This is a genomic window from Hahella sp. CR1 (assembly GCF_029813005.1).
Lineage (GTDB): Bacteria > Pseudomonadota > Gammaproteobacteria > Pseudomonadales > Oleiphilaceae > Hahella.
Window position 1 is genome coordinate 121236 of record NZ_JAPELK010000011.1, and the last position, 23766, is coordinate 145001.

18 protein-coding genes are annotated in these 23766 nt (G+C 50.0%); 15 read left to right on the plus strand and 3 right to left on the minus strand.

Features of this window, described 5'->3' with window-relative positions:
• Positions 1-3: 3 nt before the first annotated feature.
• The 3 genes from ONV78_RS23720 (at position 4) to ONV78_RS23730 (ending at position 3175) form a co-directional block, all read left to right on the plus strand.
• Positions 4-2505, plus strand: coding sequence for a YdbH domain-containing protein (locus ONV78_RS23720; RefSeq protein ID WP_279506904.1), 2502 nt, complete (start codon positions 4-6; stop codon positions 2503-2505).
• Between the two features lie 74 nt (positions 2506-2579).
• The gene (locus ONV78_RS23725; protein ID WP_041598940.1) at positions 2580-2771 is read left to right on the plus strand and encodes a YnbE family lipoprotein; all 192 of its coding nucleotides are present in this window, start codon (positions 2580-2582) and stop codon (positions 2769-2771) included.
• Between the two features lie 77 nt (positions 2772-2848).
• On the plus strand, positions 2849-3175 hold the full coding sequence (locus tag ONV78_RS23730; protein WP_127968713.1) for a YdbL family protein: 327 nt from the start codon (positions 2849-2851) through the stop codon (positions 3173-3175).
• 37 nt (positions 3176-3212) lie between these two features.
• Here ONV78_RS23730 and ONV78_RS23735 read toward each other — a convergent pair whose 3' ends face one another.
• Positions 3213-3704, minus strand: coding sequence for a pyridoxamine 5'-phosphate oxidase family protein (locus tag ONV78_RS23735; RefSeq protein WP_279506906.1), 492 nt, complete (start codon positions 3702-3704; stop codon positions 3213-3215).
• Positions 3705-3883: 179 nt separating this feature from the next.
• Here ONV78_RS23735 and ONV78_RS23740 point away from each other — a divergent pair, with 179 nt between their 5' ends.
• From ONV78_RS23740 to ONV78_RS23770, 7 genes are all read left to right on the plus strand, one after another.
• A complete protein-coding gene (locus ONV78_RS23740; RefSeq protein WP_279506908.1) occupies positions 3884-5020 on the plus strand; it encodes an acyl-CoA dehydrogenase family protein in 1137 nt (378 codons plus the stop codon).
• A 377-nt stretch (positions 5021-5397) separates the two neighbouring features.
• Complete coding sequence (locus ONV78_RS23745) at positions 5398-12303, plus strand: FG-GAP-like repeat-containing protein (protein ID WP_279506910.1); 6906 nt, start codon at positions 5398-5400, stop codon at positions 12301-12303.
• Positions 12290-12766, plus strand: a complete 477-nt coding sequence (locus tag ONV78_RS23750) for a hypothetical protein (RefSeq protein ID WP_279506911.1) — start codon at positions 12290-12292, stop codon at positions 12764-12766. The genes ONV78_RS23745 and ONV78_RS23750 overlap by 14 nt, the downstream gene beginning before the upstream one ends.
• Positions 12767-12794: 28 nt before the next feature.
• Positions 12795-13124, plus strand: a complete 330-nt coding sequence (locus tag ONV78_RS23755) for a hypothetical protein (protein ID WP_279506912.1) — start codon at positions 12795-12797, stop codon at positions 13122-13124.
• A 15-nt stretch (positions 13125-13139) separates the two neighbouring features.
• Positions 13140-13457: a hypothetical protein gene (locus ONV78_RS23760; RefSeq protein WP_279506913.1), complete on the plus strand. Its 318-nt coding sequence runs from the start codon at positions 13140-13142 to the stop codon at positions 13455-13457.
• A 362-nt stretch (positions 13458-13819) separates the two neighbouring features.
• Positions 13820-16447 (plus strand): M9 family metallopeptidase, encoded by a 2628-nt coding sequence (locus ONV78_RS23765; RefSeq protein ID WP_279506914.1) that lies wholly within the window; start codon positions 13820-13822, stop codon positions 16445-16447.
• Between the two features lie 264 nt (positions 16448-16711).
• Entirely contained in the window at positions 16712-17122 is a 411-nt protein-coding gene (locus ONV78_RS23770; RefSeq protein WP_279506917.1) for a hypothetical protein, read from the plus strand.
• Positions 17123-17133: 11 nt separating this feature from the next.
• Here the strand turns inward: ONV78_RS23770 and ONV78_RS23775 are convergent, their stop codons facing one another.
• On the minus strand, positions 17134-18357 hold the full coding sequence (locus tag ONV78_RS23775) for a hypothetical protein (RefSeq protein ID WP_279506918.1): 1224 nt from the start codon (positions 18355-18357) through the stop codon (positions 17134-17136).
• A gap of 67 nt (positions 18358-18424) precedes the next feature.
• The gene (locus tag ONV78_RS23780) at positions 18425-19018 is read right to left on the minus strand and encodes a TetR/AcrR family transcriptional regulator (protein ID WP_279506919.1); all 594 of its coding nucleotides are present in this window, start codon (positions 19016-19018) and stop codon (positions 18425-18427) included.
• Between the two features lie 48 nt (positions 19019-19066).
• Between ONV78_RS23780 and ONV78_RS23785 the strand changes: the two genes are divergently transcribed.
• The 5 genes from ONV78_RS23785 to nhaD all read left to right on the plus strand — a co-directional run bounded on the left by ONV78_RS23785 (position 19067) and on the right by nhaD (position 23620).
• Positions 19067-19567 carry a hotdog fold domain-containing protein gene (locus ONV78_RS23785; protein WP_279506920.1) on the plus strand — a complete coding sequence of 167 codons (501 nt, stop codon included), beginning with the start codon at positions 19067-19069 and terminating at the stop codon, positions 19565-19567.
• A gap of 40 nt (positions 19568-19607) precedes the next feature.
• A complete protein-coding gene (locus ONV78_RS23790; RefSeq protein WP_279506921.1) occupies positions 19608-20009 on the plus strand; it encodes a PaaI family thioesterase in 402 nt (133 codons plus the stop codon).
• 301 nt (positions 20010-20310) lie between these two features.
• On the plus strand, positions 20311-21288 hold the full coding sequence (locus tag ONV78_RS23795; RefSeq protein WP_216736820.1) for a hypothetical protein: 978 nt from the start codon (positions 20311-20313) through the stop codon (positions 21286-21288).
• A 140-nt stretch (positions 21289-21428) separates the two neighbouring features.
• The gene (locus ONV78_RS23800; protein WP_279506922.1) at positions 21429-22175 is read left to right on the plus strand and encodes a tRNA pseudouridine(65) synthase TruC; all 747 of its coding nucleotides are present in this window, start codon (positions 21429-21431) and stop codon (positions 22173-22175) included.
• 194 nt (positions 22176-22369) lie between these two features.
• On the plus strand, positions 22370-23620 hold the full coding sequence (gene nhaD, locus ONV78_RS23805) for a sodium:proton antiporter NhaD (protein ID WP_279506923.1): 1251 nt from the start codon (positions 22370-22372) through the stop codon (positions 23618-23620).
• Positions 23621-23766: the final 146 nt, after the last annotated feature.

A 23766-nucleotide genomic window follows, 5' to 3' on the forward strand; every position in this document is an offset into this window, starting at 1 on the left:
TCGATGACGTGGCGCAAGCGGCTGGCGTGGGGCGGTCTTATCACCTTGCTGACGCTCTGTATTTTGACGGGAGTGGCCTGGTGGTTTGCGCCGCAATGGTTGCCGCCTCTGGCGCAGGAGCTGGCGGGCCGCGCTGGCGTTGATATCCGCAAGCTGGAAATTGGTCGTCCCGGCTGGGGAGGCTGGCGTTTACGGGAGGTCGAACTTGGCCTGGACGGTGGCGCCATCGTCTACGGGGAAAACGTCAAAATCGGCTGGCGTTGTTGCCAAAAAATTGAAGAATCACTGACTGCGAAAGCGCAACGGATTGTCTATACGCCAGCGGAGAAAAGCACTGTGGAGCCGAGTGCGCCGGTGGCGGTGAGCGCCTTGTTATACAGTGTGGCGCAACGTATTCCCTTTATCACGGTTGAGGTGGAGCAGCTGGAAACACCGGCTGGCGACCAGACGCTGACCGCCAGCCTGTCTCTGGAGCGGACGCTGGAAGGGCTGGATCTGCAGGCTCAAACCCAATATCAGGATGCGCCATTGGCCGTGTCGTTAAACTGGGTGGCGCCTACGTCGCTCTCTCTCAGTCTGGCGAGCGATCAACGCATGACGCTTAGCGCCGAGGGAGAGTTGGGCGATGACGGCGTCTGGCGTTTTAGTGGGGAACATTCAGCGGATTGGGCGGCGTCCCTCGCGGCCATTCGAATGCCGCAAGAGTCCATAACCTCACTGCATACTTCGGGCGTGTTACAGCTGATGTTTCCAGATGTCATTGGTAGCGCTCCCTGGTCGTTCAGCATCAAGCCCAAGTTCCAAACGCAACTGGCGCAGCAGGATATCAAGATTTCCGGTGAAACGAATATTGAGCTTAATGGCGTGACAACTCCAGAAACCGCGGTGATCCAGCCCTCGACGGTTCTAGTCAATGTGCCGCAATGGCCTGAGTCCGCGCCATCGCTGCCTTTGTCATGGCAGGTAAGCGTGCTGGAAGCGGTGCGCTGTGAACATCTATCTGCGGAGCCGAGTTGTCCTGGCGCACTGAAACTGGAGCTGCACTCCAAACCAGCGTCGGACACGGAGCCGCAGCTCAATGCCAAGGCGTCGCTGCAATATGCGGCGGCGACAAAAACCGTGGCCGCGGTGCTGCAAACCGATGCAACCCTGACCGATCCTAAATACCCGCAAAAAGTAGAGCTGGCGCTGGATGGGCAAGTTAAGTTGGGGACGGATATCCAGGTGAATCTTAAAAAAGGCGCTCGTATCGCTTGGAGCGGCTGGTCGCTTCAAGACGCGTCAATGGAACTCAAGGACGGAAACATCGAGCTTGGGAAGACGGCTCTGTCGATTAATACGGGAGCGTCCAAAACTCAGCCGGGGCAGGGTAAGCCCGCATTTTCCTGGAGTTTGACTACGGATGCCAAGGCCAAAGTCAGCCTGTCTCACAAGGGGCAAAATGCGGAAGTGAACTTGGCGGGCAGGGTGAAAGCGGATGACAAACGTATCGCGCTGGATAAAGGACAGTTGAGCGCATTGGGACTGAGTAGCCCGATCGAAGTGATATACCGGACTGCGGAAAATAAAGGTTGGCTGTCTTACGATGTCGAAGGCAAATTAGCGAACTTCAACTTTATTAAATCCTATATCGCCGCTTTTCCCGAAGCATTGACGATCAGTCTTGGCAAAGTCTCCGCCAGCGGCGCCCTGAACTGGTCAATGAAAGACGCTTTGGCGATTGATGGGCGCTCGAATGTCGCGCTGTCCAATTGGGGAGCGACCTACGAAGAAATTAAAGCGAAAGGCGTTAGTCTGACCTCGGATGTTCAATTCACCGGACAGGCGGCTTCCTTTACTCAGCCGCTGCGCCTCACTGTCGCCTCGGTTGAGGCGGCGGATATGTTGCAGACCAGCGATGCGGCGGCGGAGGTTTCCGGTCGTGTGGAATACGCCAAGGGGTTCACATGCGACCTGCAGTTGGACCGCGCCTCCATTGGGCTTTTTGACGGTAAAGCGAGGCTGGTGCAACCGGCGAAAGTACAATGCCCGTTGACCCACTCCGACTTTTGGGTGGAAGTCTCCAATCTGGACCTGGGTAAGCTGGTTGCGCTGGAGAGCGATAAAATCAAGGCCAGCGGCCGCATTGCCGGTCTGTTGCCTATCACCATTAAGGACGGCGGCGTCATCGCCAATAACGGCCGGATCGCCGCCCAGTCGTCCGGTTCGATAAATCTGGTGGATGTGGACTACTGGCGGGCGCTCAGCGCGGCCAATCCCAGTTTGCAGTTTGCTGTCGATGCGCTGGAGAACTTTAACTACAATTCTCTGGTCAGCCGGGTGGATTACCAACAGAATGGCGTTCTGCTGTTTGATATTGAGCTGGCGGGAAGGAGCGCGAATAAACGCTACTCCGGCGCTCCTATCGCGCTGAACGTGAATCTGCAAACCAATATCATTGATAATCTGCGGAGCATTTTGGTCCCTGGCTCTATTCAGAAAAAGTTGGAAAAAGGGACTTATTAACCGTGGCGGCAGTTCAGTTTATGTTCAGCTACGGTTGCTATAGTTAACTGAAGTAAATAAGGCTTAGTTATTTGATGAATACTAAAAACTCAATATTGTGTGCGTTATGCTTACCGCTTATCGTCGCATGCGCTCCAAGGGTTGAAGTGGCGGTGCCTGACAAGCCCATCACGATTAACCTCAATGTAAAAATTGAGCATGAGATCAGGGTGAAGGTTGAGAAGGATCTCGAGAAGCTCTTCTCCGAAGAAGATGATTTGTTCTAAGCAGCGCCCCTACGTTGCGATAAAAGTAACCAAACGACCGCATACCTGTGTGTAGAGGCGCGAGAGAGGATTTCTGTATGAAAAAGATCATTCTGGCTTTATTTTGTAGTCTGTTTGTCAGCATGCCCGCGTGGGCGTTGGATTTAGACGAGGCCAAAGCGAAAGGCTTGGTCGGCGAGCAGGCTGACGGCTATCTGGGCGCAGTCAAATCTGGCGCGGAGGTCAACGCGCTGGTGTCGGAAACCAACGATAAACGCAGCAAGAAGTACGCAAAAATTGCTGCGGAGCGCGGCATCTCTGTAGACGAAGTCGGCAAACTAGCCGGTAAGTTGCTCATAGAGAAAGCTGGCCCTAAAGATTACGTTAAAGGTTCCGGCGGCTGGGTAATGAAAGAGAAGCTTTAATCACCCCGCAAGGGAAATAGCGGCGACATGCATCCCTCTATTTCCCTGTTATTTGCTGGAGCTGGTTAAACGCTTTATCCGTCACGGTATACGCGGCTCCAAATCCTTTCACAAAACGACCGCTGGTGATCTCCAGCCTCAATAAGCTAAAGTCCGGCAGTTGACGCAGCATGGCGATAGTTGGGCCGAATTTGTCGGCGAACCTGTCAAGCATGGCTTCGTAATCCTGACTATCACGACTGACTTCTAACACTGCGCATCGCAGAATCAACCTCAGTCTGGCGAAGAGATTCCGGCTTGCCTGCTCTTCCTCTATAAACAGCAAACTCGCGACGGGAGTCGTTTTCAGACAGGCTGTATGAGGCGCCAGCGCGCTGACGTAGATGTAAAAGTCTCCATCCTGTTTGACGAATGGGGCATAGCTCGCCAAAGGCTCGTTGTTCTCATTGACGCAGGCGAACTGCACCGTCTTAAAGCGTTCGATCAGCGCCTCTATTTCCGTCCTCAGTGATTCCGTTTCTGTTGACAAGTCCGTCTTCCTCTTCGCGTTAATCCAACGAGTCAGGGGTTTCGCTCGATCGCGAACTGTCTGTTTTCGTCAGTCAAAATGAAACTTTTCGTTATTGGTGGGTCCTGGCGTAATTGCGACACTGAATCCATATTCACACCATGGAAAACCTCCACACAGAATAACAACAGGAGACGGTCATGATACCGAGAGCACTTTTCGATAGCGACCTGGAACAGTTCAGAGATTCTTTCCGCAAGTTTTTGGAAAAAGAAGCGACTCCTTTTCATTTGCAGTGGGAAAAAGACGGGCAGGTGGATCGTGGCCTGTGGAACAAGGCGGGAGAGATGGGATATTTATGCCCGACGATGCCGGAAGAATACGGCGGCTCTGGCGTGGACTTTCGCTTCAGCGCGGTGATTTCCGAAGAAATTTCCCATTTGGGATTATCCGGCATTGGTTTCGGACTGCACTCGGATATTGTGGCCCCCTATATTCTTCACTACGGAACCGAATCGCAGAAGAAAAACTACCTCTCCAAAATGGCGACTGGGGAGATGGTGTCCGCCATCGCAATGACGGAGCCCGGCGCAGGCTCAGATCTACAGGGCGTGAAAACCACCGCGGTTAAAAACGGGGATCATTACGTCCTGAACGGCTCGAAAACCTTCATCACTAACGGACAACATGCGGATGTCGTGATCGTGGTCGCCAAGACCGATCCCAAAGAGGGCGCCAAAGGCACAAGTCTGTTTTTGGTGGAGAGTAACTGGAAGGGGTTCAGCAAGGGCAAGAACCTGGAAAAAGTGGGCATGAAAGCTCAGGATACTTCTGAGCTGTTCTTTCAGGATGTGACTGTTCCGGCGGAAAACCTGTTAGGCGCTGAAAACAGTGGATTTATCGCCTTGATGCAGGAACTGCCGCAAGAGAGGCTATTGGTAGGCATCACTGCAATCTCCGCCTGCGAAGCCGCCCTCGACCTGACCATCAAATACTGCAAAGAACGCAACGCCTTCGGCAAACCGCTAATGGCGTTTCAAAACACCCGCTTCAAACTCGCCGAACTCAAAGCCGAAGTCACAGCAGGCCGGGTCTTCTTGGACCGCTGCCTGGAACTCCATCTCGATAAAAAACTCGACGTACCCACCGCCGCCATGCTCAAACAATGGTCCACAGACCTGCAATGCAAAGTCATGGACGAATGCGTCCAACTCCACGGCGGCTACGGCTACATGTGGGAATACCCCATCGCCCGCGCCTGGGCCGACTCGCGAGTCCAAAAAATCTACGCCGGCACGAATGAGATCATGAAAGAGATAGTGGCTCGGTCTTTGTGAATTGAGCTATTCAGTCGGCGTTAGTAAGTAAGGCATATTATTACGAAAAGTTTACTCCAATATAAAATAAATATTGTTTTTTTTTGCAGAAATCGTATTTTTTGTCTTTTATTTACAATTTTTATTGTTATAACTGGCTTTTTAGTGGTCATTAGGTTAAAGATTATTTATTATTCGTTTTCCAAGTTTGGGACAGAAGTAAATAGGGATGTTTAGCCCAGTCCAGCATCAAGACACCCTTTCCTTCCGATTCATCTATCTCATTCTTTTATAAAGAGCCATTAACTTAGTGGCGTTATCCGTTCGACCCATCTGCTTTGATACGAAATTTGCAGTGGTTGGGCACAGATGTTTTTTGCTCAAAAAAGGACCGATTTATGCGAAGCGTAAGCAGGCTTCTCCTCTTTGTATTGTCTATCGTTAGCACATTCCATGCCTCGGCGACAAATCTGCAGACAGATACGTATACCGCTTACTACGGAGATGTGAACGGGGACGGATATGAAGATATTTATCTACAGTCAAAGCAGCACTTTGTCTTGATTGCGGGTGATATATCAGTTCCCCTTTATATCCAAGGCTCAAAAAGCCTCTTAATTAGTGGGTTAGATAATAATCTCTATGTCTGGGAATCGGCGGTCAACCTGGACGCTCTTGAGCTATATGATGTTAGGTATCATCAAGGTGACTTCAACGGTGATGGCGCTTATGACTTGCTGGTTCAGGTACAAGATACGAGATTTGACACCTTTATACTAACCGGTAGTTCTGGCGACGCTCCGACGAGATTAAAGATTCAGTCAATAGTTTCAGGGCAAAACCTTCAATACGCTGCTTTATTTATCAGAGATGTTAATTCTGATGGCCGAGATGACCTGATAATTCAGAAAGATGAGGGCGTAGAGCTTATCGCGCTGGCTAATGCGTCAGGTGACTTTTCGTCAGAGATAACGAAACCTAAATACACCACGCCAGGCGCCATAGCAGGATCTTTAGATGTCTCTCCCACGGGGAGCGCAACCTACTCCATTTCTATTCCTGTAGCATCTGGAGGCGCTGGGATGCAGCCAGAGCTGTCTGTCTCATACGACAGTGGGGCAGGAAATGGCGAAATGGGTATGGGATGGAGTCATTCCGGTTTAGAAATGATTACGGAGTGTGGTCTCAATTACGCGATTGATGAAAAAGTACGCCCAGTGGGTCGCTATTGCCTGAATGGTGAGCGCCTTACAGGTTATGGCGGAGGCGTTTATTATCCAGAGAATGAAAGCTTTACTAGAGTGACAGCAAAAAGTTCCAGTATTCTCTTTGGGTTTTACAAAAACGTTACTGAGTTTAAGGTTGAGTACAAGAGCGGAGAAATAGCATATTTTGGCGGCAGTGACGACAAGCGAATGCACACTTCATCGTATGCTGGAACATCCTTGATTCCAGGCCGGGGTGTTTGGTTTTTGTCCCATATTACCGACCGCTATGGAAATCGTCGCGACTATAGTTATGAACTAAACACAGCAACCGGCGAACATTATCTAAAGACTATTTCATATCCCGGTGGTCACGTTGAATATAAATATTCAAATTCTAGGCCTGATCCCATTAAGGGCTTCGATTTGGGAAGTAAGTCCGAAACAAATAAAAGACTTGAAAAGATTGAGTCATGGTCTGACGTTGGGTTGGTTAGCTCGTTTGATTTCATTTATGAGATTAGTGGGATTACTGGAGTTAGTAGAATTTCTGCAATTCAGCAGTGTGGTTCTGATGGCGGTTGTCTTAAAAAATCAACTTTCGAGTGGGGCGAGTGGAAAAGAACAGAGAAACCAGAAGGCGAATTATACGCTCCCAACTATAAAGGGAATATGCGTATTGTTGACTTTAATGGTGATGGTCGAGATGATTTTATTTATAAAACAAAGTCAGGCGGTCTAGAGGCATTTTTTGGCAGCAGAGAATCTCACTTTGTAACTGGATTTAGTGATTTCGGAGCGAGCTTTAGACCTGTTAGTACCACTTCGCCATACTGGGACTATGCTATTACTATTGATATTGATGGCGACGGTGATGGTGAACTTTTGTTCCCTAATGAGGGGACATGGCATCTCATCGATTATAAAAATCGGGAATTTACTATCACCGACACTGGTATAAGAAATAATGGGTATGCTAGTAACCCTAGAGTATTGGACGCTAATGGAGATGGCCTTCAAGACTTGATTGTTCAATACGATAATCGATACTACCTAAGGATGAACCTCGGAGGAAGACTTGACGGGAATGCCATTGATACTGGTATAGAAATAGAAGAGTCCATGACTCCATACACAATGGTTTATGATCGGGATGGCGATGGGCGCCAGGAGCTTCTATATGTAGATCAGAAAGTTGAGTTCGTTAGGGTAAAAAACGACGAGCGTTGGACAACGGTTCCCAAATTCATTAGGAAGTGGATTTCGTATGGAAATAGCACTGATGGTTCTATTTCCACCGTTGTGGTATCCGAAAATACCATGGGTTACAAGGATGCTAGGCTGGCCGACATGAATGGGGATGGCTTAGCTGATTTGCTGGTGAGGGATCAAGGTAGAATATATGTTGCTTATAACAACGGAAGTAATTTTCAGGCATTAATAAACACTTCGATTGATGATTCCGCTTGGTCCACGCTCAAAGTAATAAACTACGATGATGATGGCATAGACGATCTATTAATTTCTGATAATAAACAATTTTTCGTAATATCAAATACCACTTCTGGTTATGTGAAAAAGCCTTGGTTCAACCATGGCTCCGTTAGTACAAGTTTTCTGAGTGTCCTTAATACCTCTGATTGGTGGGTCACTGAAAATAATGGCGATGGAGTTACAGATCTGGTTTTTACAGGGTGTACTGCCAAAGATTATGTTAATTGCAATCCCGGCTATTTTACGCGAACTTTCTCAAAAACCTCGTCAGACTTTTTAGGTATTGACGTGGTTTTTAGGCAGGATTATGTAAAGAGGATATCAAACGGAACTGGTCTTCTTTACGAGCTTAACTATAAATCGGATATATTGGGGAATGGCGAAGAGGTTTCGGCAGGCGAAAAGAATGTTATTCCAGTTGTTAGCGCTCTTAATAGAGTTAGTGCAGTTACAAGCTATGTTGATGGAGTAAAAACCAGTACATCATTATATAAATATAAAAACGGTTATTACCATACCGGCGGACTTGGATTTTTAGGGTATAAAAATGTTGAGGTCAATACTTACTCAGGAAGTGTGAGTAGTAAAAGCGAGCAGACCTATAGCTTAGATTGGGCCAATAAAACGCAAGGTATGCTCGTTAGTGAAAGCACAAGTGTATATAAACCAGGAGGCCCTGTTAACCTCACTTCTAGGAACTTGGTTTACGAGACTAAGTATAGAAAAGGCTCTTCCGCTATAGAGACAGGTAAGGCTGGCTGGTTCACTTACCCTTCTAAGATGGTAGAGCATACCTATGACTTATCTGGGGCGCTTGAAAAAACTGTAACTACAGAATATATACCTGACGTTACAAGTGCCTATGCGGTTTCTTCTGCTTCGGGCAATATGGTTTCGGTTAAAACGACAGTGAGCAACCCCAGTACTGGCGAAGCTTACACTGTTGATAGCTTAAGCCAGTATGGTGCAGAAGATTACGGTAAATGGATATTAGGCAGAGTCACGCATACTCAAACTACTTCCCAGGGAACTAATCGCGAGGCTGTGACTAAAGAGTCGTCTTGGACTTATGACGCGACTACTGGAAATTTACTAAGTGAAACGATTGAACCTAATAATCCATTGCTGCAAGTTACAACAACATATGGATATGACTCTAATCATGGGCAAAAGATAAGCGAGACAACTAGCGACTACTATGGACATAGCAGAAGTTCTTACTATCAGTGGGATTCAAAGGGTAGGTATATCATCTCTTCGTCAAATAGTAAGGGGCATACTGTAAGGGCTTTCTACGACGCCTTAACTGGGTTGAAAATTCGTAGTGTGGACGTGCTGGGTAAAGAAAATACTTGGTTCTATGATGGGTTTGGACGTGAAACTAAATCTATTTCGGCAACAGGTGTTGCTTCTAATACTAAGTTTGACTTTGCGCAGACCGGGGATCCTGCCGGAACAAACTATAGTATAACACTGACAAACAGCCTGGGAGGTTGGACTCAGACTTTTATTAACGCCAGAGGCGATACAATTGAGTCTCGTTCAAGAAATGCACTAGGGAAAGTCGTTGTTGTTCGCTCAGAGTATGACGCTCAAGGAAACCACCTCCGTACGTCTGAGCCCTTTGAATTTGGTGCTGCTCCTGAATACTGGACTACAAATAAATCCTTTGATGAGCTGATGCGACCTACAAGTATCGAGAATCCTGAAGGATCGGTTGCGTCAGTAATATTTTCCGCTAACCAAGTAACATACATAAATGAGCTTGGAAAGAAGAAAGTAGATGTTTCTTTTGCAGATGGGAAGCTCAAACAGGCCATAGATCATGAAAGTAATATCATTTCATATGAATACGACGGCGCGGGAAATATGGTTACTGTTAAGGATGAAACGGCGGCTTCCAGTGGCTTAACTCAAATTAGCTATGATCTACGCGGGCGTAAAATCGCAATGAATGACCCTGATAAAGGGGAGTGGTCATATCAATACGATGCCTTCGGTTCTTTAGTCGCGCAAAAAGATGCTGAAGGCAAAGTAGTGTGCCAAGCATATGATGAACTGGGACGTCTTGTATTACGAATCGACAATTATCAGGGGAGTTGGGAGTCTGGAGCGGCGGATGGATGTTCTGGTGATGCTTCAAACCCGAAAACCACCCGTTGGATATATGATACTGCTGAATACGGCGCAGGGCAGTTGCATAAGATAATTGGTGAGAGTGGTTATGAGGAAGAATATAAATACGATTCTTTTGGCCGGGTTGTGTCTGTTGCGAAGAAGATAGAGGGAGAACTTTTTGTATCTCAAACTCAATATGATGTTTATGGCAGACCCGTCCGTATTACTTATCCAAGTGGTCTCGCCGTTAGAAATCACTATAACCAGTTTGGCGCCTTAGACAAGATTCTCAAGGACGATAACACCACGAAGCTGTGGGAGATGGTTGATATTGACCTTCGTGGAAACGTCAAGCTGGAAAAGTTTGCTAATGGCTTAATCTCTACTGATAGAAGCTACACGCCTGAAATGGGGCGTTCTGAGTCTATTGTTTCTACCAGCATTATGGGTGCGCCTGGCGACCTCCAGTTTAATATGATCAGCTGGGACAAGCTGGGTAACTTAGCTTCCAGGCATGATGCACGTCAGAACAAAAGGGAAGTAGCCGAATACGATGACCTGAACAGGCTAAAGGCCCTCTCATTCTGGAAAAATTACAAGTCAGGCTCGTCGGCGGACTCCAGAGAAACGATGTCATATGAAGCGAATGGAAATATTCGCACCAAGTGGGACATTGAGGGGGAATATCAGTATGGCGGAGTTAATTGTGGTGTTCAGGCAGGGCCTCATGCTGTAACCGAAGCTGGTGGTAACGCATATTGTTACGATCGAAATGGAAATATGACCTCTGGTGCAGGAAGAAGTATTCAGTGGACTACTTTTGGCAAGCCTTCGAAAATAACACGGGGTTCCTTGTCCGTCGAATTCACTTATGGCCCAGACCGTCATCGTATTAAGCGGGTCGATACAAGTTCTTCTGGCTCCACAGTAACCAAATATACTGGTGGCTATGAGAAAGTAACCAAGCCTAATGGCGCTATCGACGAGCGTCATTATATTGGTGGTTTTGCAGTCCTTACTAAACAAAGCGGGGTGGCGGAACTTAAAGAAAGTTACATGCTAAAAGACCATTTGGGGTCAGTGGTTGCCTATGTAGACGTTAAGCAGCTTGCTATATCTTCGGCTTCTGCTGTCCAGCGCACTAGCTTTGACGCATGGGGAAAACGTCGTGCTGCTGATTGGACCGGACTCGGCGCAAATGAGCTTTTCAGTTTCAAATCGGCGATAAGTGATCGTGGTTATACTGGGCACGAGCAAATTGATAGCGTCGGTTTAGTTCACATGAACGGCCGAGTTTACGATCCATTCATTGGACGTTTCTTAAGTGCAGACCCATTGGTTCAGGCCCCGACTGACCTACAGTCATACAATCGTTATGCCTATGTGAGAAACAACCCTCTATCGCTTACTGATCCTAGCGGCTTTAGTTGGATTAGCAAAAAATGGAAGCAAATAAGGCATGCGGTTAAGAAGGCTTGGGGCGTTGTCTCTCCAGGAACATGGATTGCAAATAAAGTACTCAGAGAGTTTGGCCGCTTTGCGAGGAAGAATAAGTATGTAGCCGAAATCGCTCAGATCGCTGGCTGTGCGTTGGGTGGCCCCTTGGGTTGCGCCGCGGCGACTGCTGCGGTGACGTATGGTGTTACGGGTGGGGACTTTAAAGCCACGCTTATTGCATCGGCTACTGCGTATATCGGCGCGCAAATGTTTGGCGCTGTCCATAACATGCCTTCCAGTACTTGGACAGAAACGCTTACTAAGGCGATTGTTCATGGCGCAATAGGCGGCCTTATGAGTGGCGTGAGCGGCGGAGATATAAAAAGTGGTTTTGTTGCCGCTTTTGCCAGCCACGTCGCATTCCATGGGAAATTTGGCGGCGCTAACCTGGACAGCATAATGGGAGATAATAAGTTCTTTAATGCGGCTGTAGCCGCAGTCGTTGGCGGAACAGCTTCCAAGATCGCTGGAGGGAACTTTGCAAATGGGGCAAGAAGTGCTGCATTTGCACGATTGTTCAATGATTTAAAGAATCAGATACCCAAGGAATTTAACGACGTCATAAAAAAAGCGCACATAGACCTAGATAAAAATATTGCAGAAGCTAAGAGTATTTCCCTAGAAAAATGGAAAGAGAAAGTCGAAACGGGAGGGGATTGGGATTATAAAAATGTCTTAGCTAATAGAGGGTTTAATTCTAAATTACTTGATAATTTTGGAAACTGGCATTTCGGAGTTGTTGCAGCTGCGTATGGTTTTAACCTAGAAGGTTCAATGTATGGGGCTGGATTATACCAAGTTACTGTTCAGGGGGGGGGGAACCCTACGGATCTGGCTACTGCTACCCGCCTGCTTAGCTATACCCATGGCGGGTATACATTGCCAGATGCTGTAACCAGGAGCATGACAAATGCTGGTTTTACTTGGGGTGATAATGATGGTGACGCAATTAATATTATGAATGGATGGGACTATTATGACTCACTATAGATATTGCATTTTTGTTCTCTTTGCAATGGTCTTAGACGGATGTTCTAAGCTGTCAGAAGTGAGCGATGATGAAGTTGTTAGTATATATAATGGTAATGCTGCTGGATTAAATGAAATTGTCGGGGTTTGTGATAGGAATTCTGCAATTAAAAGGGTTGGAGCCGAAAGAGATTCTCTATCCCTGGTTGATGAAGATGCGCTTTATAATACAGATGATGTTAGTGATGTAAGGGAAATATTAGCTAAAATAGGCGTTGAGGGTGTACTTTGTAATCGGGACAGGTCGAAGAAAAATGCTCCATTAGTATCTGTTATGGTTCTGGTTTATACTAAGGGTTTATCTGTATCGGGGAGTGGTGTTGCTCTAGTGTACTTAAGTGAGCACGCTGTAGGTATAGAAGAAGACATCCAGAGTGGGGATATTAAAAGAATTAACCATGAATGGTATATTAGAAGGATGTAGATGTTTTCTATTATGTAAGGTTTTAAATATGCGGAAGTATATTAGTTTTGTTTTTTTTTCAGCTAACATTATGGGAGTCTCTCAAGCCTCAGAACACGATCTAAAAGTCTGTGGCTTGCAGGTGATGAATAACAACGATTATGCCTTCATGCAGCCATGTGAAGGTTGGTCGTCCAAAAACAGTTGTTCCGGTACTGGGCCATGGATAGTTTGGGATATGAGTTTGCATCAAGGTAAAGCTATGTACAGCGCCGCGTTGGCGGCGATGACCGCAGAGCAGACTGTGAGAGTGAGACTGGACGGTAGTTCATGCGCCCATGGTTATGATGTGACTCAAATGATTCGTGTTAGTAAGTAAAAGGATTAGCAGTTCATGAAAAAGCTATGTATGGCTTTGCTGACTTTATTGCCGTTGTCTGCGCAGGCGGCGGATTATGATGTGACGGTTTGCAGTGTGCAGGCGATGAATAACAGTGACTATGGCTTTCTGATGCCCTGTGGTGGCTGGCCATCTAAGAGCAATTGCCCAAATCAGAATTGGGTGACTTGGGATATGAGTAAATCACAAGGAACGGCGATGTTCAGCGCAGCGTTGACGGCATTGACAACTGGGCAGTCCGTCACAATTCGGTTAGATGGTTCGTCCTGTAATGGGTATGACATCACCCAAATGGTACGTATTAATAAGTAAGCCTCGGGTAGTCTAGTCCCCCTCTGGAGCCTGATAATTTCGTCTGCAGTCAGGCTCCAGATTTTCCCTTCTTCTCCGTCTTCCCTTACCACGCGTGAGGCTCAGCCGGTTGCGGCTTTAACGTTTAAGATCAATGCGTCTGCAATCTCATGCCGGTTAGGTTGGTTGTGTACTATCCACTAGAGATAACGGACTAGTCCTAGGGCTAGACGGCCTGACCGATACAAAGAAATTAACAACGTTAATAGAATGCCCGGCCATGTGGGTCTAAGGTTATATGCATAGCATTTTCCGCTCTATCGAAAATGCTAAAGGACTTTGGGCCACCGCTCGAAGATACAAACTACAAAAAGGGCTGACTTATGTTTCATAAGAACAGAAAAGTTGGGGTATTTATTGGGACTGCTTTGCTAGCCAGCGCCGCGCAAGCTTCCCTACCGCCAGTGCAGGGCGCGTCTAACAGCCGTCCTATAGAAGTTCACGAACACGCCATTCCGTCTCAGCAGCAGACGGAGCTTCCACCGCCAGTGATGACGCCCACCAAAATTCATCAGAGCTTTATGGTGATGGCCGCCAAGGAGATTGCGGCGGATTGCGATCCTCAGAATTTGGCTTCTCTCTCCGGGTCAGCATTGACCCAGGCCATCCAGAAATCCGATATGGGGTGTATCAACGACCTGTTTCAGGCGCGCGGGGATTTGGCGCGCAATCTGTTCCAGGAAAGCAAAATGATTACGGTCGCGCAGGCGATGGCGTCTGAATCAAGCCGTTACCAGGGTGACAACACCACGGGTATGGAGCAGCTGATTCTCTACATGCGCGCCGGTTACTTCGTGCAGTGGTATCACTCCGATGAAGTGGGTGATTACAGTAACAATCTGAAGCAGCAAGCCGCCACGGCGATCACCGCGTTCATGAACAGTGCGTTGAACTACCTGAATAAGCGGGAAAACGCATCGGTCATGGGTGAAGCCTTGACGTTGGTGGACAGCTCGTTGAACCAGGGCGTTTTCGTCTACGACACCATCTACTGGTTGCAACTGCTGCAAGACAAAGCCGCGACTGAAGATGCATATGCCCGCGCACTGAACAGCATTTTCACCATCTACTTCCGTGGCCATGGCTACGATGACTTCAAACAAAAAGTCGCCAACGATTCCCGCGTCGCCAAAGCACTGTATGACTTCATCATGAAGAATGGCGCATGGCTGAACGATGGCCGTGATTACCTGGTGCTCAACGCGACCAGAGAACTGGGTCGCTTCCTGCAGTACGACGGCACGCGTAAAGCGGTGGGCGGTTGGATTGGCGCGTTAATGGATAAGTATCCGCTGGCGTCCGATACCGTGAATATGTGGGCGTTGCTGGCCGGCGCCGTGGAGTTGAACGACCCGGAAAACTGCGGCGAATATAACGCATGTAACGTGAAAGAGCGGGTCAAGGAAGTGGTGCTCACCATTCGTCATGACTGTAGTCCGACGATTACTGTGAACGCCCAGTCGATGTCCTCCAAAGAACTGGCTTCCGCCTGTGAGACGTTGGGCATGCGCGAAGAAATCTTCCACGACATGTTGAAGACCAATAAACAGCCCGTCGCTGATGACTTCAACGACAAGCTGGAACTGGTCGTGTTTAAAAACAGTGGCGCATACGGCGACTTCGGCTGGCTGCTGTTTGGCATAGACACCAACAATGGCGGTATGTATCTGGAAGGCACGCCTTCCGATCCTAATAATCAGGCGCGTTTCATCGCTTATCAGGCGGATTACGCCCCGGGCGACCATCGGGTCTGGAACCTGGAGCACGAGTATACGCATTACCTGGACGGACGCTTTGACCTGTACGGCGATTTCAACACCGGCATGCAGGTTCCCACCGTTTGGTGGACTGAAGGTCTGGCGGAATACGTGTCCAAGCTGAAAGACAACCAGGGAGCGGAGGATGTAGCTCGTCGCGAGAAAGTGGCGCTGTCTAAAATCCTGCGCAACACCTATGACGATGGTGTTGACCGTATCTATCGTTGGGGCTACTGGTCCGCTCGTTACATGTTGGAGCAACGTCCCTCGGACACCGCCCAGATTCTGTCCTGGTTCAGAGCCGGTGATTACGAGAGCTTCGAAGCTTGGTTGAACTCCACTGGTCAGCGTTACGACGAGCACTTCGCCAACTGGTTGGCGGCGGTGCTGGAAGGCAACGACGACGGCGGAGATGACGGTGGCGATGATGGCGGCGACGACGGCGGTGATGATGGCGGTGATGATGGCGGTGATGATGGCGGTGATGATGGTGGCGACGACGGTTCCGACGATCCGCGCGCACTGGAGCCCGGCAAGCCCAAGTCACTGACTGCGGGCGCAGGCAGCCAGGCGTACTACTTCATGTTCGCGCCTCGCGGCACGGACCTGCTGCATTTGCTGACTCGCGGCGATAATGGCGATGTATCCGTTTACGTGAAGCACGACGGCTGGCCGACAACGACAGACTACGACCAGAAGTCCACTTCCGGCGCTGCTGACAACAACATTCAGGTTTCTTCACCTGAAGGCGGTACCTATTACCATGTGCTGCTGACGTCCACATCCGGCTACAGTGACCTATGTGTGACTGTAGGCTTGAACGACGCGCCAACCGACTGTGGCGACACTGGCGGCGGCGATGATGGCGGCGGTGACTCATCTGATGGTCCAGAGCTGTCCAGCGGCAAGCCGCGCAGCAACCTGGAGTCCACTCATGGCGAGTATTATTGGTTCTATGTTCCTGCGGGAACCCGCACCTTTGAATTGAACACCTGGGGCGGTCGCGGCAATGTCGATCTGTATGTGCGTAACGCAGGCTGGCCAGACGCCAGCACTTACGATGACGTGTCCGCAAGACGCAGCAACAACGAAAGAATCGTAGTGAGAAATCCTAATGTCGGCACATACTACCATGTGTGGTTGAAAACCGACGGCGGATACAGCGGCGTTAACCTGCAGCTGACTCTACGGTAGTTGAAGCCTCCAGCGCAGTCACCCTGGCTGCGCTGGCAAGCTTGAACACCCTTCCTTATTGTCCGGGCGTATCGTGCGCCCGGTTTTTTTGTTTCCGCACGGCAGAACCGACCTGAGCAGCTACGGCTCCTTTCTCTCCCATATAAGTTTTATCGCAAGGTTTTACAGTTATTTACAGCACATAAAACGACTGTTTCAAACGGATGTTTTAAACTCTGCCTTGTTGGTTGAACGGCAATCAGGGGAATCAATTCGGGAGGCGTTATGAAGAACATCCTGCAAAGTGCGGCTCTGGGATTAATACTAGCCGGTTTTTTCGCGGCCAGTGTTCAGGCGCAGGAAAATCTCACGGTGGAAGTTGATTCTGATAAGTCGTTCTCAGGCGCCTATCAGGTGGGAGAAGACCGCGTTGAATTCGCCAGCTTTCTGGGGCGGGACGCTTTGGTCAAGGTCAGCGTTAATGTGAATGGCGCGACCCGTGAAGCATCGGTATATCTGGAGGCGGGGGATATACAGAGCGCTAGTGCGAAACGGCTCAGCAACAAAGAAGAAACGTTGATATTTGACGCCGCCAATGCGCTGGCTGAATACCTCTCCGCCAGTCGCGAAGACATAGAAAACCCTGCGCTAATGCTGGTCGGCGTAATGGATTACTGGTCCAGTCGCACTCATTGATCTGGCCTGAATCAAGATACGCCAGCATCAGAATTGACCAATGGGGCCTGAGCCTCCGGCTTGGGTTCTTTACGCGATTCGGTGACCTCCTGCTGTAGGGTTTTGACTTGATTCGTCAGGGATTCCACCTCTTTGTTTTTGCCCGCCAGATTTTTGCTCAACGTCGTGTTCTCTTGAGTCAACGCCGCGTTTTCCTGGCCCAACGTGGCGTTGGACGTTTCCAGTGTTTTTACTTGCGCCGACAGTGACTCGACCTGAGTCGTCAGCGCCGCCTGGGCGTCGCCGCTTTTTTGTTGTTGGGTGTTTTGCGTCGCCAGCGCGGCCTTTATTTCCTCTAACTGAGCGTTGAGGCTTTGCTCACGCTGGCTTGCGGCGGCGATATCCGCGTTGCCGCGTTCCAGCGCATCTGTCGCTTGCTGTAAAGCGGCGGCCGTATCAGCGAGCTCACTGGCTAATGTCTCGATGCGGGCGGTTTGCTGCTGAATGAGTTCTTGCTGCTGGGCGAGGGCGCCCTCCATGTCTTTTTGTTTGCTCGCCAACTCGGCGTTTTCCGACGCTTTATCTTGCAGTTGCTGTTGCAAGGACGCGGATTCATTTTGCGCGCTGGTCAGGGCTTGCGTCAGTTCGCGGGTCTTGGTCTCGCTGGCGTTCAGGCTGCTTTGCAGGGTGGATTTCTCTTGTTGTAATTGCGATTTTTCTTTGCGTAGCCCCTGTAGTTCCGCGCCAGCGCTACTCGCTTCCGCCCGACTGCTGGAGAGGCTTTGATTAAGCTGCTCGTTACGTCGGGCTGACTCCGTTAACGCCGTTGTCAGACGCTGGGCCTGGGATAACAAATTATCCAGTTCGCCGCGCACGCTTTGCTGGCGCTCTTGCAGTTGGAAGACGAGATAGCCGACGGCGACGAAGATGACGATAGCCGGAACGGTCAGCAAGGCCTGTAAACGTCCGCCTTTCCTGGCGGCTTGCGCCGCAGCCTGCTGCGCCGCCAGTTGTGATTCCACTTCTTTCATGCGCTGATCGATATCGCGCTGGCGCTCTTCCATGCTGCGCTCACGTTCTTTCAGCGCCTGTTCTTTGTCGCGTAAATCGCTGGCTTTTTCATCATTGCTTTTGGCGCGCTGCTTAGACTGCTCTTCCTGGCGGGTCAGGGCCTGCTCCTTGCGAGTCAGGCTCTGCTCGCGCATTTCGATAGAGCGCTGCTTGCGCTCCAGGGCCCGCTCATCATTACTTTGCATTGCTCCAGACTCCGGCTTATTTATCAAACTGTTATAAACAGTGTAGCCAATGCCCGGGAACTTGCCCTTAAGGGGTTAATGAAGACCAGGCGCTGTCGCAAAAGATATCGATATAGTGCGTCGGCGGCTTTTTCACGCGACTGGCTAACCAGTGGCGAGCGTAATCCTGCGCAGGGCCGATCAACAGCGAGTGGTAAAGATCGAAGGGCAGGGCGCGGATCTGGCCGTTTTCGAGATAGGGGGTAAACCAGTCTTTCAGGTAGGTGAAATGTCGTTTGTTATCCTGCTTGAGTTTCTGCTGTTGCTCTTCACTGAGCGCTTCGCCTCTGGAGCCGAAAATATAGCGGGCCCAGTCAGGATTTTGCGTTATCCATTCTATATAAACACGCACGACGGACTTCACGCCTTCTTCGGCGGTTGCGCACTCGGCGAGCGCATCTTTCAACTGCGCGAAATGATCTTCCATTCCTAGCATATACAAGGCGGCGGCGATAGCTTCTTTACTGCCGAAATGGTGATAAACGCTGCCTACGCTGGCGCCGGATTCCGCGCGGATCATATCAATGGTGGTCGCAGCGATGCCGTGTTGGGTGAAACACTTTAACGCTGCATTGAGAATGTCGTCACGGCGACTTTTGGAGCGGGTGCTTGAAATCTTCATATTGGAACAATATTCTAGAATAAAATTCTAATTTGTCAGGAGGCTGTTATGACTGCCGCAGCGGCTGCTCCATCGGAACAGGCGAGTTCCACGCTTCGTTTATATCACTCTTTTGCGCGTCTTCCTTTGGGCGCCTGGCTGTTCAGCCGCGCACTGTGCTTTAAAGCACCTTATTTTAGCAGCATTCGGCCACGCATACGGCAGCTAAAACCAGGACTGTCAGAGTGGGAAATCAAGAACCGTCGCAGTGTGCGCAACCATCTGGGAACAGTGCACGCCCTGGCGATGGGCAACTTGGCGGAGCTGTGCGCGGGAACGCTGATGGAGGCGTCATTGCCGTCGCGTCTGCGTTGGATTCCCAAAGGCATGCAGATTGAGTACCTGAAAAAAGCGACGACGGATCTGGTGGCGACCGCCGTGATTGCTGATCCAAAGACGTTATCTCCGGGAGATTATGAGGTTGAAGTCATGGTGAAAAATGCGAACGGCGACGCGGTGTCGCGCGCAGTCATCACCATGTGGTTGAGTGAGAAAAACCAACATCGTTAGCTGCTAGTAATTAGCTGCTATAACAAACAGGAGGCGCCGCATGGACATCATGCAGATCGGAACCAAGATTCTAAATGAACAACCTTTCAGCCGCTTATTGGGTGCCCGATTGGAGAGACTGCAGCCGGGCTTTGCGCAGTTGGAGCTGGATATCAAACCGGAGTTCTTGCAACAGCACGGCTATGTGCACGGCGGCGTCATCAGCTATCTGGCGGACAATGCGCTGACGTTCGCCGGAGGCAGTTTGTTCGGTGACGCGTTAACGGTGGAGTTTAAGATTAATTACCAACGACCGGCGCAGGGGCAGCGGCTTATCGCCAAAGCGAAGGCGGAAGCTTCGGGGAAAAAAGTCGTGTGCTGCACTTGTGAAATTTACTGCCTGAATGATGAGAAAGAATTTCTATGCGCCTCCGCGCAGGGAACCGTGCTTGGAAAAGTCTGAGTCATTGACGCGCCGTTACGATGCGATGTCGGCGGCGCGTTAGTCGGCCTAACTTGTGAATAAATCACGTAAAATCGACCTCTCAGGCGAATAATCGCTTGCCTCAAATCTTTTTTTGTACATACTTGCCAGTCAATTGAACTATCGCTTGATATAAGGTGCGGAATTATCTTTTTTCGCGAAAAAAAGATAGAAAAAACGCATTCTTATTGGGCGTTTTCTAGACAAATTGTACTTTCCGATTACATTTAAAGAGGAAGTGTTTCCTCTCTCCTTTGCTTAATTAATTTGGGGTGACAAGATGGCGACCAGCAAAAAAGGCAAAATCGGCCTTGATCGACTCTTTGACAAGGCTATTGAGGAATTGCGCAGCGCGCAAGACAAACTCAACACTCATGTGGGCCAATGGGTGACTAAGGCTGAAGCTGACCTGAAAGTGGATCAGTCTTTGAAAAAAGTATTCGCCCGCATCGAAGATCTGCAAAAGAAACAGATCGATAACATGCATAAATGGCAGAAAGATTTCGAAGCGAGATTCGCCGCTGTGCTGGATTTCCAAAAGCAAATGCTGGAAGCCATTATGCCTGCTGGTAAAGCGCCTGCCGCCGCCAGTAAAACCGCCAAGCCTGCAGCCGCAAAGCCCAAGGCCGCCGCTAAGCCAGCCGCGAGCAAAGCTGCTAAAGCGCCTGCTGCGAAGAAACCTGCTGCAGCCAAGAAGCCAGCCGCGAAGAAACCCGCTGCGACGACTGCTAAGAAAGCGCCTGCCGCCGCCAGCAAAGCCGCTTCCACAGCATCTGCGGCTAAAACCGCTGCAGCAAAACCTGCGGCCAAAAAGCCAGCGGCTAAGAAGCCTGCTGCCAAGGCTGCAAGCACAGCTAAAACGTCCACTACCGCCAAGAAGCCGGCAGCTAAAAAACCTGCAGCTAAGCCTGCTAAACCAGCCGTAGCTGCGAAGAGCGCAGCGGACAAAGCCGCTGATGCGAAGCCGGCGGCAGCGGACAGCAAAACTGCATCGACAACGGCAGCCAAACCAGCAGCGAAAAAACCTGCTGCTAAAAAGCCCGCCGCTAAGAAACCTGCTGCGAAGGCGCCAAGCGCCGCTAAAACTTCCACTACCGCCAAGAAGCCTGCAGCTAAAAAGCCAGCGGCGCCGCGTAAAGCCGCCGCCAAAAAACCGGCTGCGCCAGCAGTGAAGGAAGCCGCTCCAGAAGCGCCAAAAGCGACGACTGAGTCCACTTCAGCGCCGGCAGCGCCTTCCGCGTCCAGCTCCGAAGCATAAGCTTCGTCGAGAGGAAGATGCTTTCCATAGCAAACGGGGCCGCAGTGAGCGGTCCCTGTTTGTCTGATCCGACTAAATTCGCTCAGTTCCTCAACTAGAGCGCGCCGACAACCCTCTGACAATATTCTGGATGGCGGACTTTGATCCCGCTTAGCATTCTTTATCAAGATGAATGGCTCGTCGCCATTGATAAACCTTCCGGCCTTTTGGTGCATCGCAGTGAAATCGATCGCCATGAAACTCAGTTTGCAATACAGCTGCTTCGCGATCAGATTGGGCGCCGGGTATACCCGTTGCACCGCCTGGATAAGCCGACTTCCGGGGTTCTCCTGTTTGCGTTGGATTCCGACACCGCAAAGACATGCGGTGAGTCCTGGGCGCAAGGCGTCGATAAAACCTATCTGGCGATTGTGCGCGGCGTTCCCGCAGAAGAGGGGACCATCGATAAACCGTTAAAAGAGCCTTGGGATCGTTTAGGCGATCGTAACGTCAGCAAGGACAAGCCGGAACAGCCGGCGGTAACGGAATATCGGCGTTTGGCGTCGTGTGAGTTGCCTTATGCGGTGGATCGCTATCCCACTGCGCGTTATTCCCTGGTCAGAGTGCATCCGCAAACCGGCAGACGCCACCAGATTCGTCGCCACTTCAAATCGCTGTCGCACCCTCTGATCGGCGACACCAGTTACGGAAAGAGCGTGCATAACCGCTTCTTCGCTGAGCAATTCGGCGTGCAGCGTCTATTATTGCATGCGGCGGAAATGCGTTTGCCTCATCCCTACAGCGGCGAACCTTTGACAATCTGTGCGCCGGTGACGGGCGAGGTATTGCAATTGCTGGAATCTCTGGATTGGTTAAATTCGATACCATTGGAGTGGCGAAAATTTTAATCAAAACCTGTATCATTGGCGCGCTCCCTGGGTATTGCGCCCGCCTGCGTCATTTTCTGATATTCCCGCCTGCCTGTGAGTAACAGTGCGTATGGTCTATTGGGGGCCTGATTCCAATAATTGTCCATTTTTTCATCGCCAGGCGTCGGCGGCCGGAGCGATCAAGACTTCCCAATAAAGAGGAAATTGTTGTTATGTGGTTGAATTACGCGGTGATAGGCTTGGCGGTTCTCGCTCTCCTAGGCGTGGTCCTGGAAGAGGTGATTCACGTAAACAAAGCCAAAATCACCCTTTTCCTTGGCGCACTGGCCTGGATTCTACTCTTTGCATTCAATAGCGGCGATCCCGAACATCAAGAAGCGGTCATTCATGGACTGGAAAGCAACATCGCCGAAATAGCCGGGCTCTGGCTTTTCCTTTTGGCGGCTATGACCTTCGTCGCCTACCTCAACAAAAAGGGAATGATTGAGAACCTTATTTATCTGTTTCTTCCCAAACGGGTATCGGAGCGCAAGCTTTTATTTCTAACGGGCCTGTTCTGTTTTGTTTTCTCCTCTCTCGCCGACAACATCACCGCGACCCTGGTTTCCGTCACCCTGATTCTGTCCTTGCGAATGGACACCGCCAAGACACTGCGCTTCGCCGCTCTGGTGGTATTCTCCGTTAACTCCGGCGGCGTCGCTCTGATCACTGGCGACGTCACCACACTGATGATCTTCCTGCAGCATAAAGTCGATATTCTGGATCTGCTGCTGCTCAGTATTCCTTCTTTCGTCGCCGTTATGTTTATGGCGACTATGTTGAGTTTCGGCCTGTCCGGCGATGTCATCGTGCAGCAGCACCGCACTGACGTGCGCGGTGTTGATATGGCCATCGCCGGCGTATTTCTGGCGACGATTCTGGGCACCATCGTTCTTAACGTTGTGTACCAGATTCCTCCTGTTCTGACATTCCTGTTTGGTCTTGCAACGATGTTCCTGGTGGCGCGCTTCTTTAACGACGACATCGAGAACGACCCGATTCTGGAATACATCCGCGTTATCGAGTTTGAAACCCTGCTGTTCTTCCTGGGTATTCTGCTGCTGGTTGGCGTACTCAAAGAAGTGCATGTTCTGGAATCCTTACTGGCCATGTACTCGCAAGTGGCGCCGCTGGTGGCGAACTACCTGATGGGTCTGCTGTCTGCGTGTATCGACAACGTGCCTCTGACGGCGGCGCTGCTCAAGTCCGGCATCACCATGAGCAAAGCGGAGTGGATGGGGCTGACCTATGCGGTAGGCGTTGGCGGTTCTCTGCTGGTTATCGGTTCTGCGGCGGGGATTGTCGCGATGTCCAAAGTTCGCGGCCTGACTTTCGGCAGTTACGCCAAGTACGTGCCTGCACTGCTGGGCGCTTATTCCGTCGGTTACGCCGGCGTTTATATGTTGGCCCATTACGCGATGTAATACTTACGCTGGAGAGCGCAGTGGCGCTCTCCAGCGTTGCTTTCTTCTGATCACTTCCTTTCTCTCGTCTTTTATTGTTCTTATTTTTGTTCTTGTTCTGGCTCGCCTGACCTCCTTTTCCTGCTCATCAAAATCTGTCGATTGGT

Bases quoted from the DNA above. Each gene is read 5' to 3' on its own strand.
- ONV78_RS23740 (WP_279506908.1), top strand. From the start codon at position 3,884: ATGATACCGAGAGCACTTTTCGATAGCGACCTGGAACAGTTCAGAGAT.
- ONV78_RS23725 (WP_041598940.1), top strand. From the start codon at position 2,580: ATGAATACTAAAAACTCAATATTGTGTGCGTTATGCTTACCGCTTATC.
- ONV78_RS23745 (WP_279506910.1), top strand. From the start codon at position 5,398: ATGCGAAGCGTAAGCAGGCTTCTCCTCTTTGTATTGTCTATCGTTAGC.
- ONV78_RS23720 (WP_279506904.1), top strand. From the start codon at position 4: ATGACGTGGCGCAAGCGGCTGGCGTGGGGCGGTCTTATCACCTTGCTG.
- ONV78_RS23730 (WP_127968713.1), top strand. From the start codon at position 2,849: ATGAAAAAGATCATTCTGGCTTTATTTTGTAGTCTGTTTGTCAGCATG.
- ONV78_RS23790 (WP_279506921.1), top strand. From the start codon at position 19,608: ATGGACATCATGCAGATCGGAACCAAGATTCTAAATGAACAACCTTTC.
- nhaD (WP_279506923.1), top strand. From the start codon at position 22,370: ATGTGGTTGAATTACGCGGTGATAGGCTTGGCGGTTCTCGCTCTCCTA.
- ONV78_RS23755 (WP_279506912.1), top strand. From the start codon at position 12,795: ATGCGGAAGTATATTAGTTTTGTTTTTTTTTCAGCTAACATTATGGGA.
- ONV78_RS23765 (WP_279506914.1), top strand. From the start codon at position 13,820: ATGTTTCATAAGAACAGAAAAGTTGGGGTATTTATTGGGACTGCTTTG.
- ONV78_RS23785 (WP_279506920.1), top strand. From the start codon at position 19,067: ATGACTGCCGCAGCGGCTGCTCCATCGGAACAGGCGAGTTCCACGCTT.
- ONV78_RS23750 (WP_279506911.1), top strand. From the start codon at position 12,290: ATGACTCACTATAGATATTGCATTTTTGTTCTCTTTGCAATGGTCTTA.
- ONV78_RS23795 (WP_216736820.1), top strand. From the start codon at position 20,311: ATGGCGACCAGCAAAAAAGGCAAAATCGGCCTTGATCGACTCTTTGAC.
- ONV78_RS23770 (WP_279506917.1), top strand. From the start codon at position 16,712: ATGAAGAACATCCTGCAAAGTGCGGCTCTGGGATTAATACTAGCCGGT.
- ONV78_RS23775 (WP_279506918.1), bottom strand. From the start codon at position 18,357: ATGCAAAGTAATGATGAGCGGGCCCTGGAGCGCAAGCAGCGCTCTATC.
- ONV78_RS23780 (WP_279506919.1), bottom strand. From the start codon at position 19,018: ATGAAGATTTCAAGCACCCGCTCCAAAAGTCGCCGTGACGACATTCTC.
- ONV78_RS23760 (WP_279506913.1), top strand. From the start codon at position 13,140: ATGAAAAAGCTATGTATGGCTTTGCTGACTTTATTGCCGTTGTCTGCG.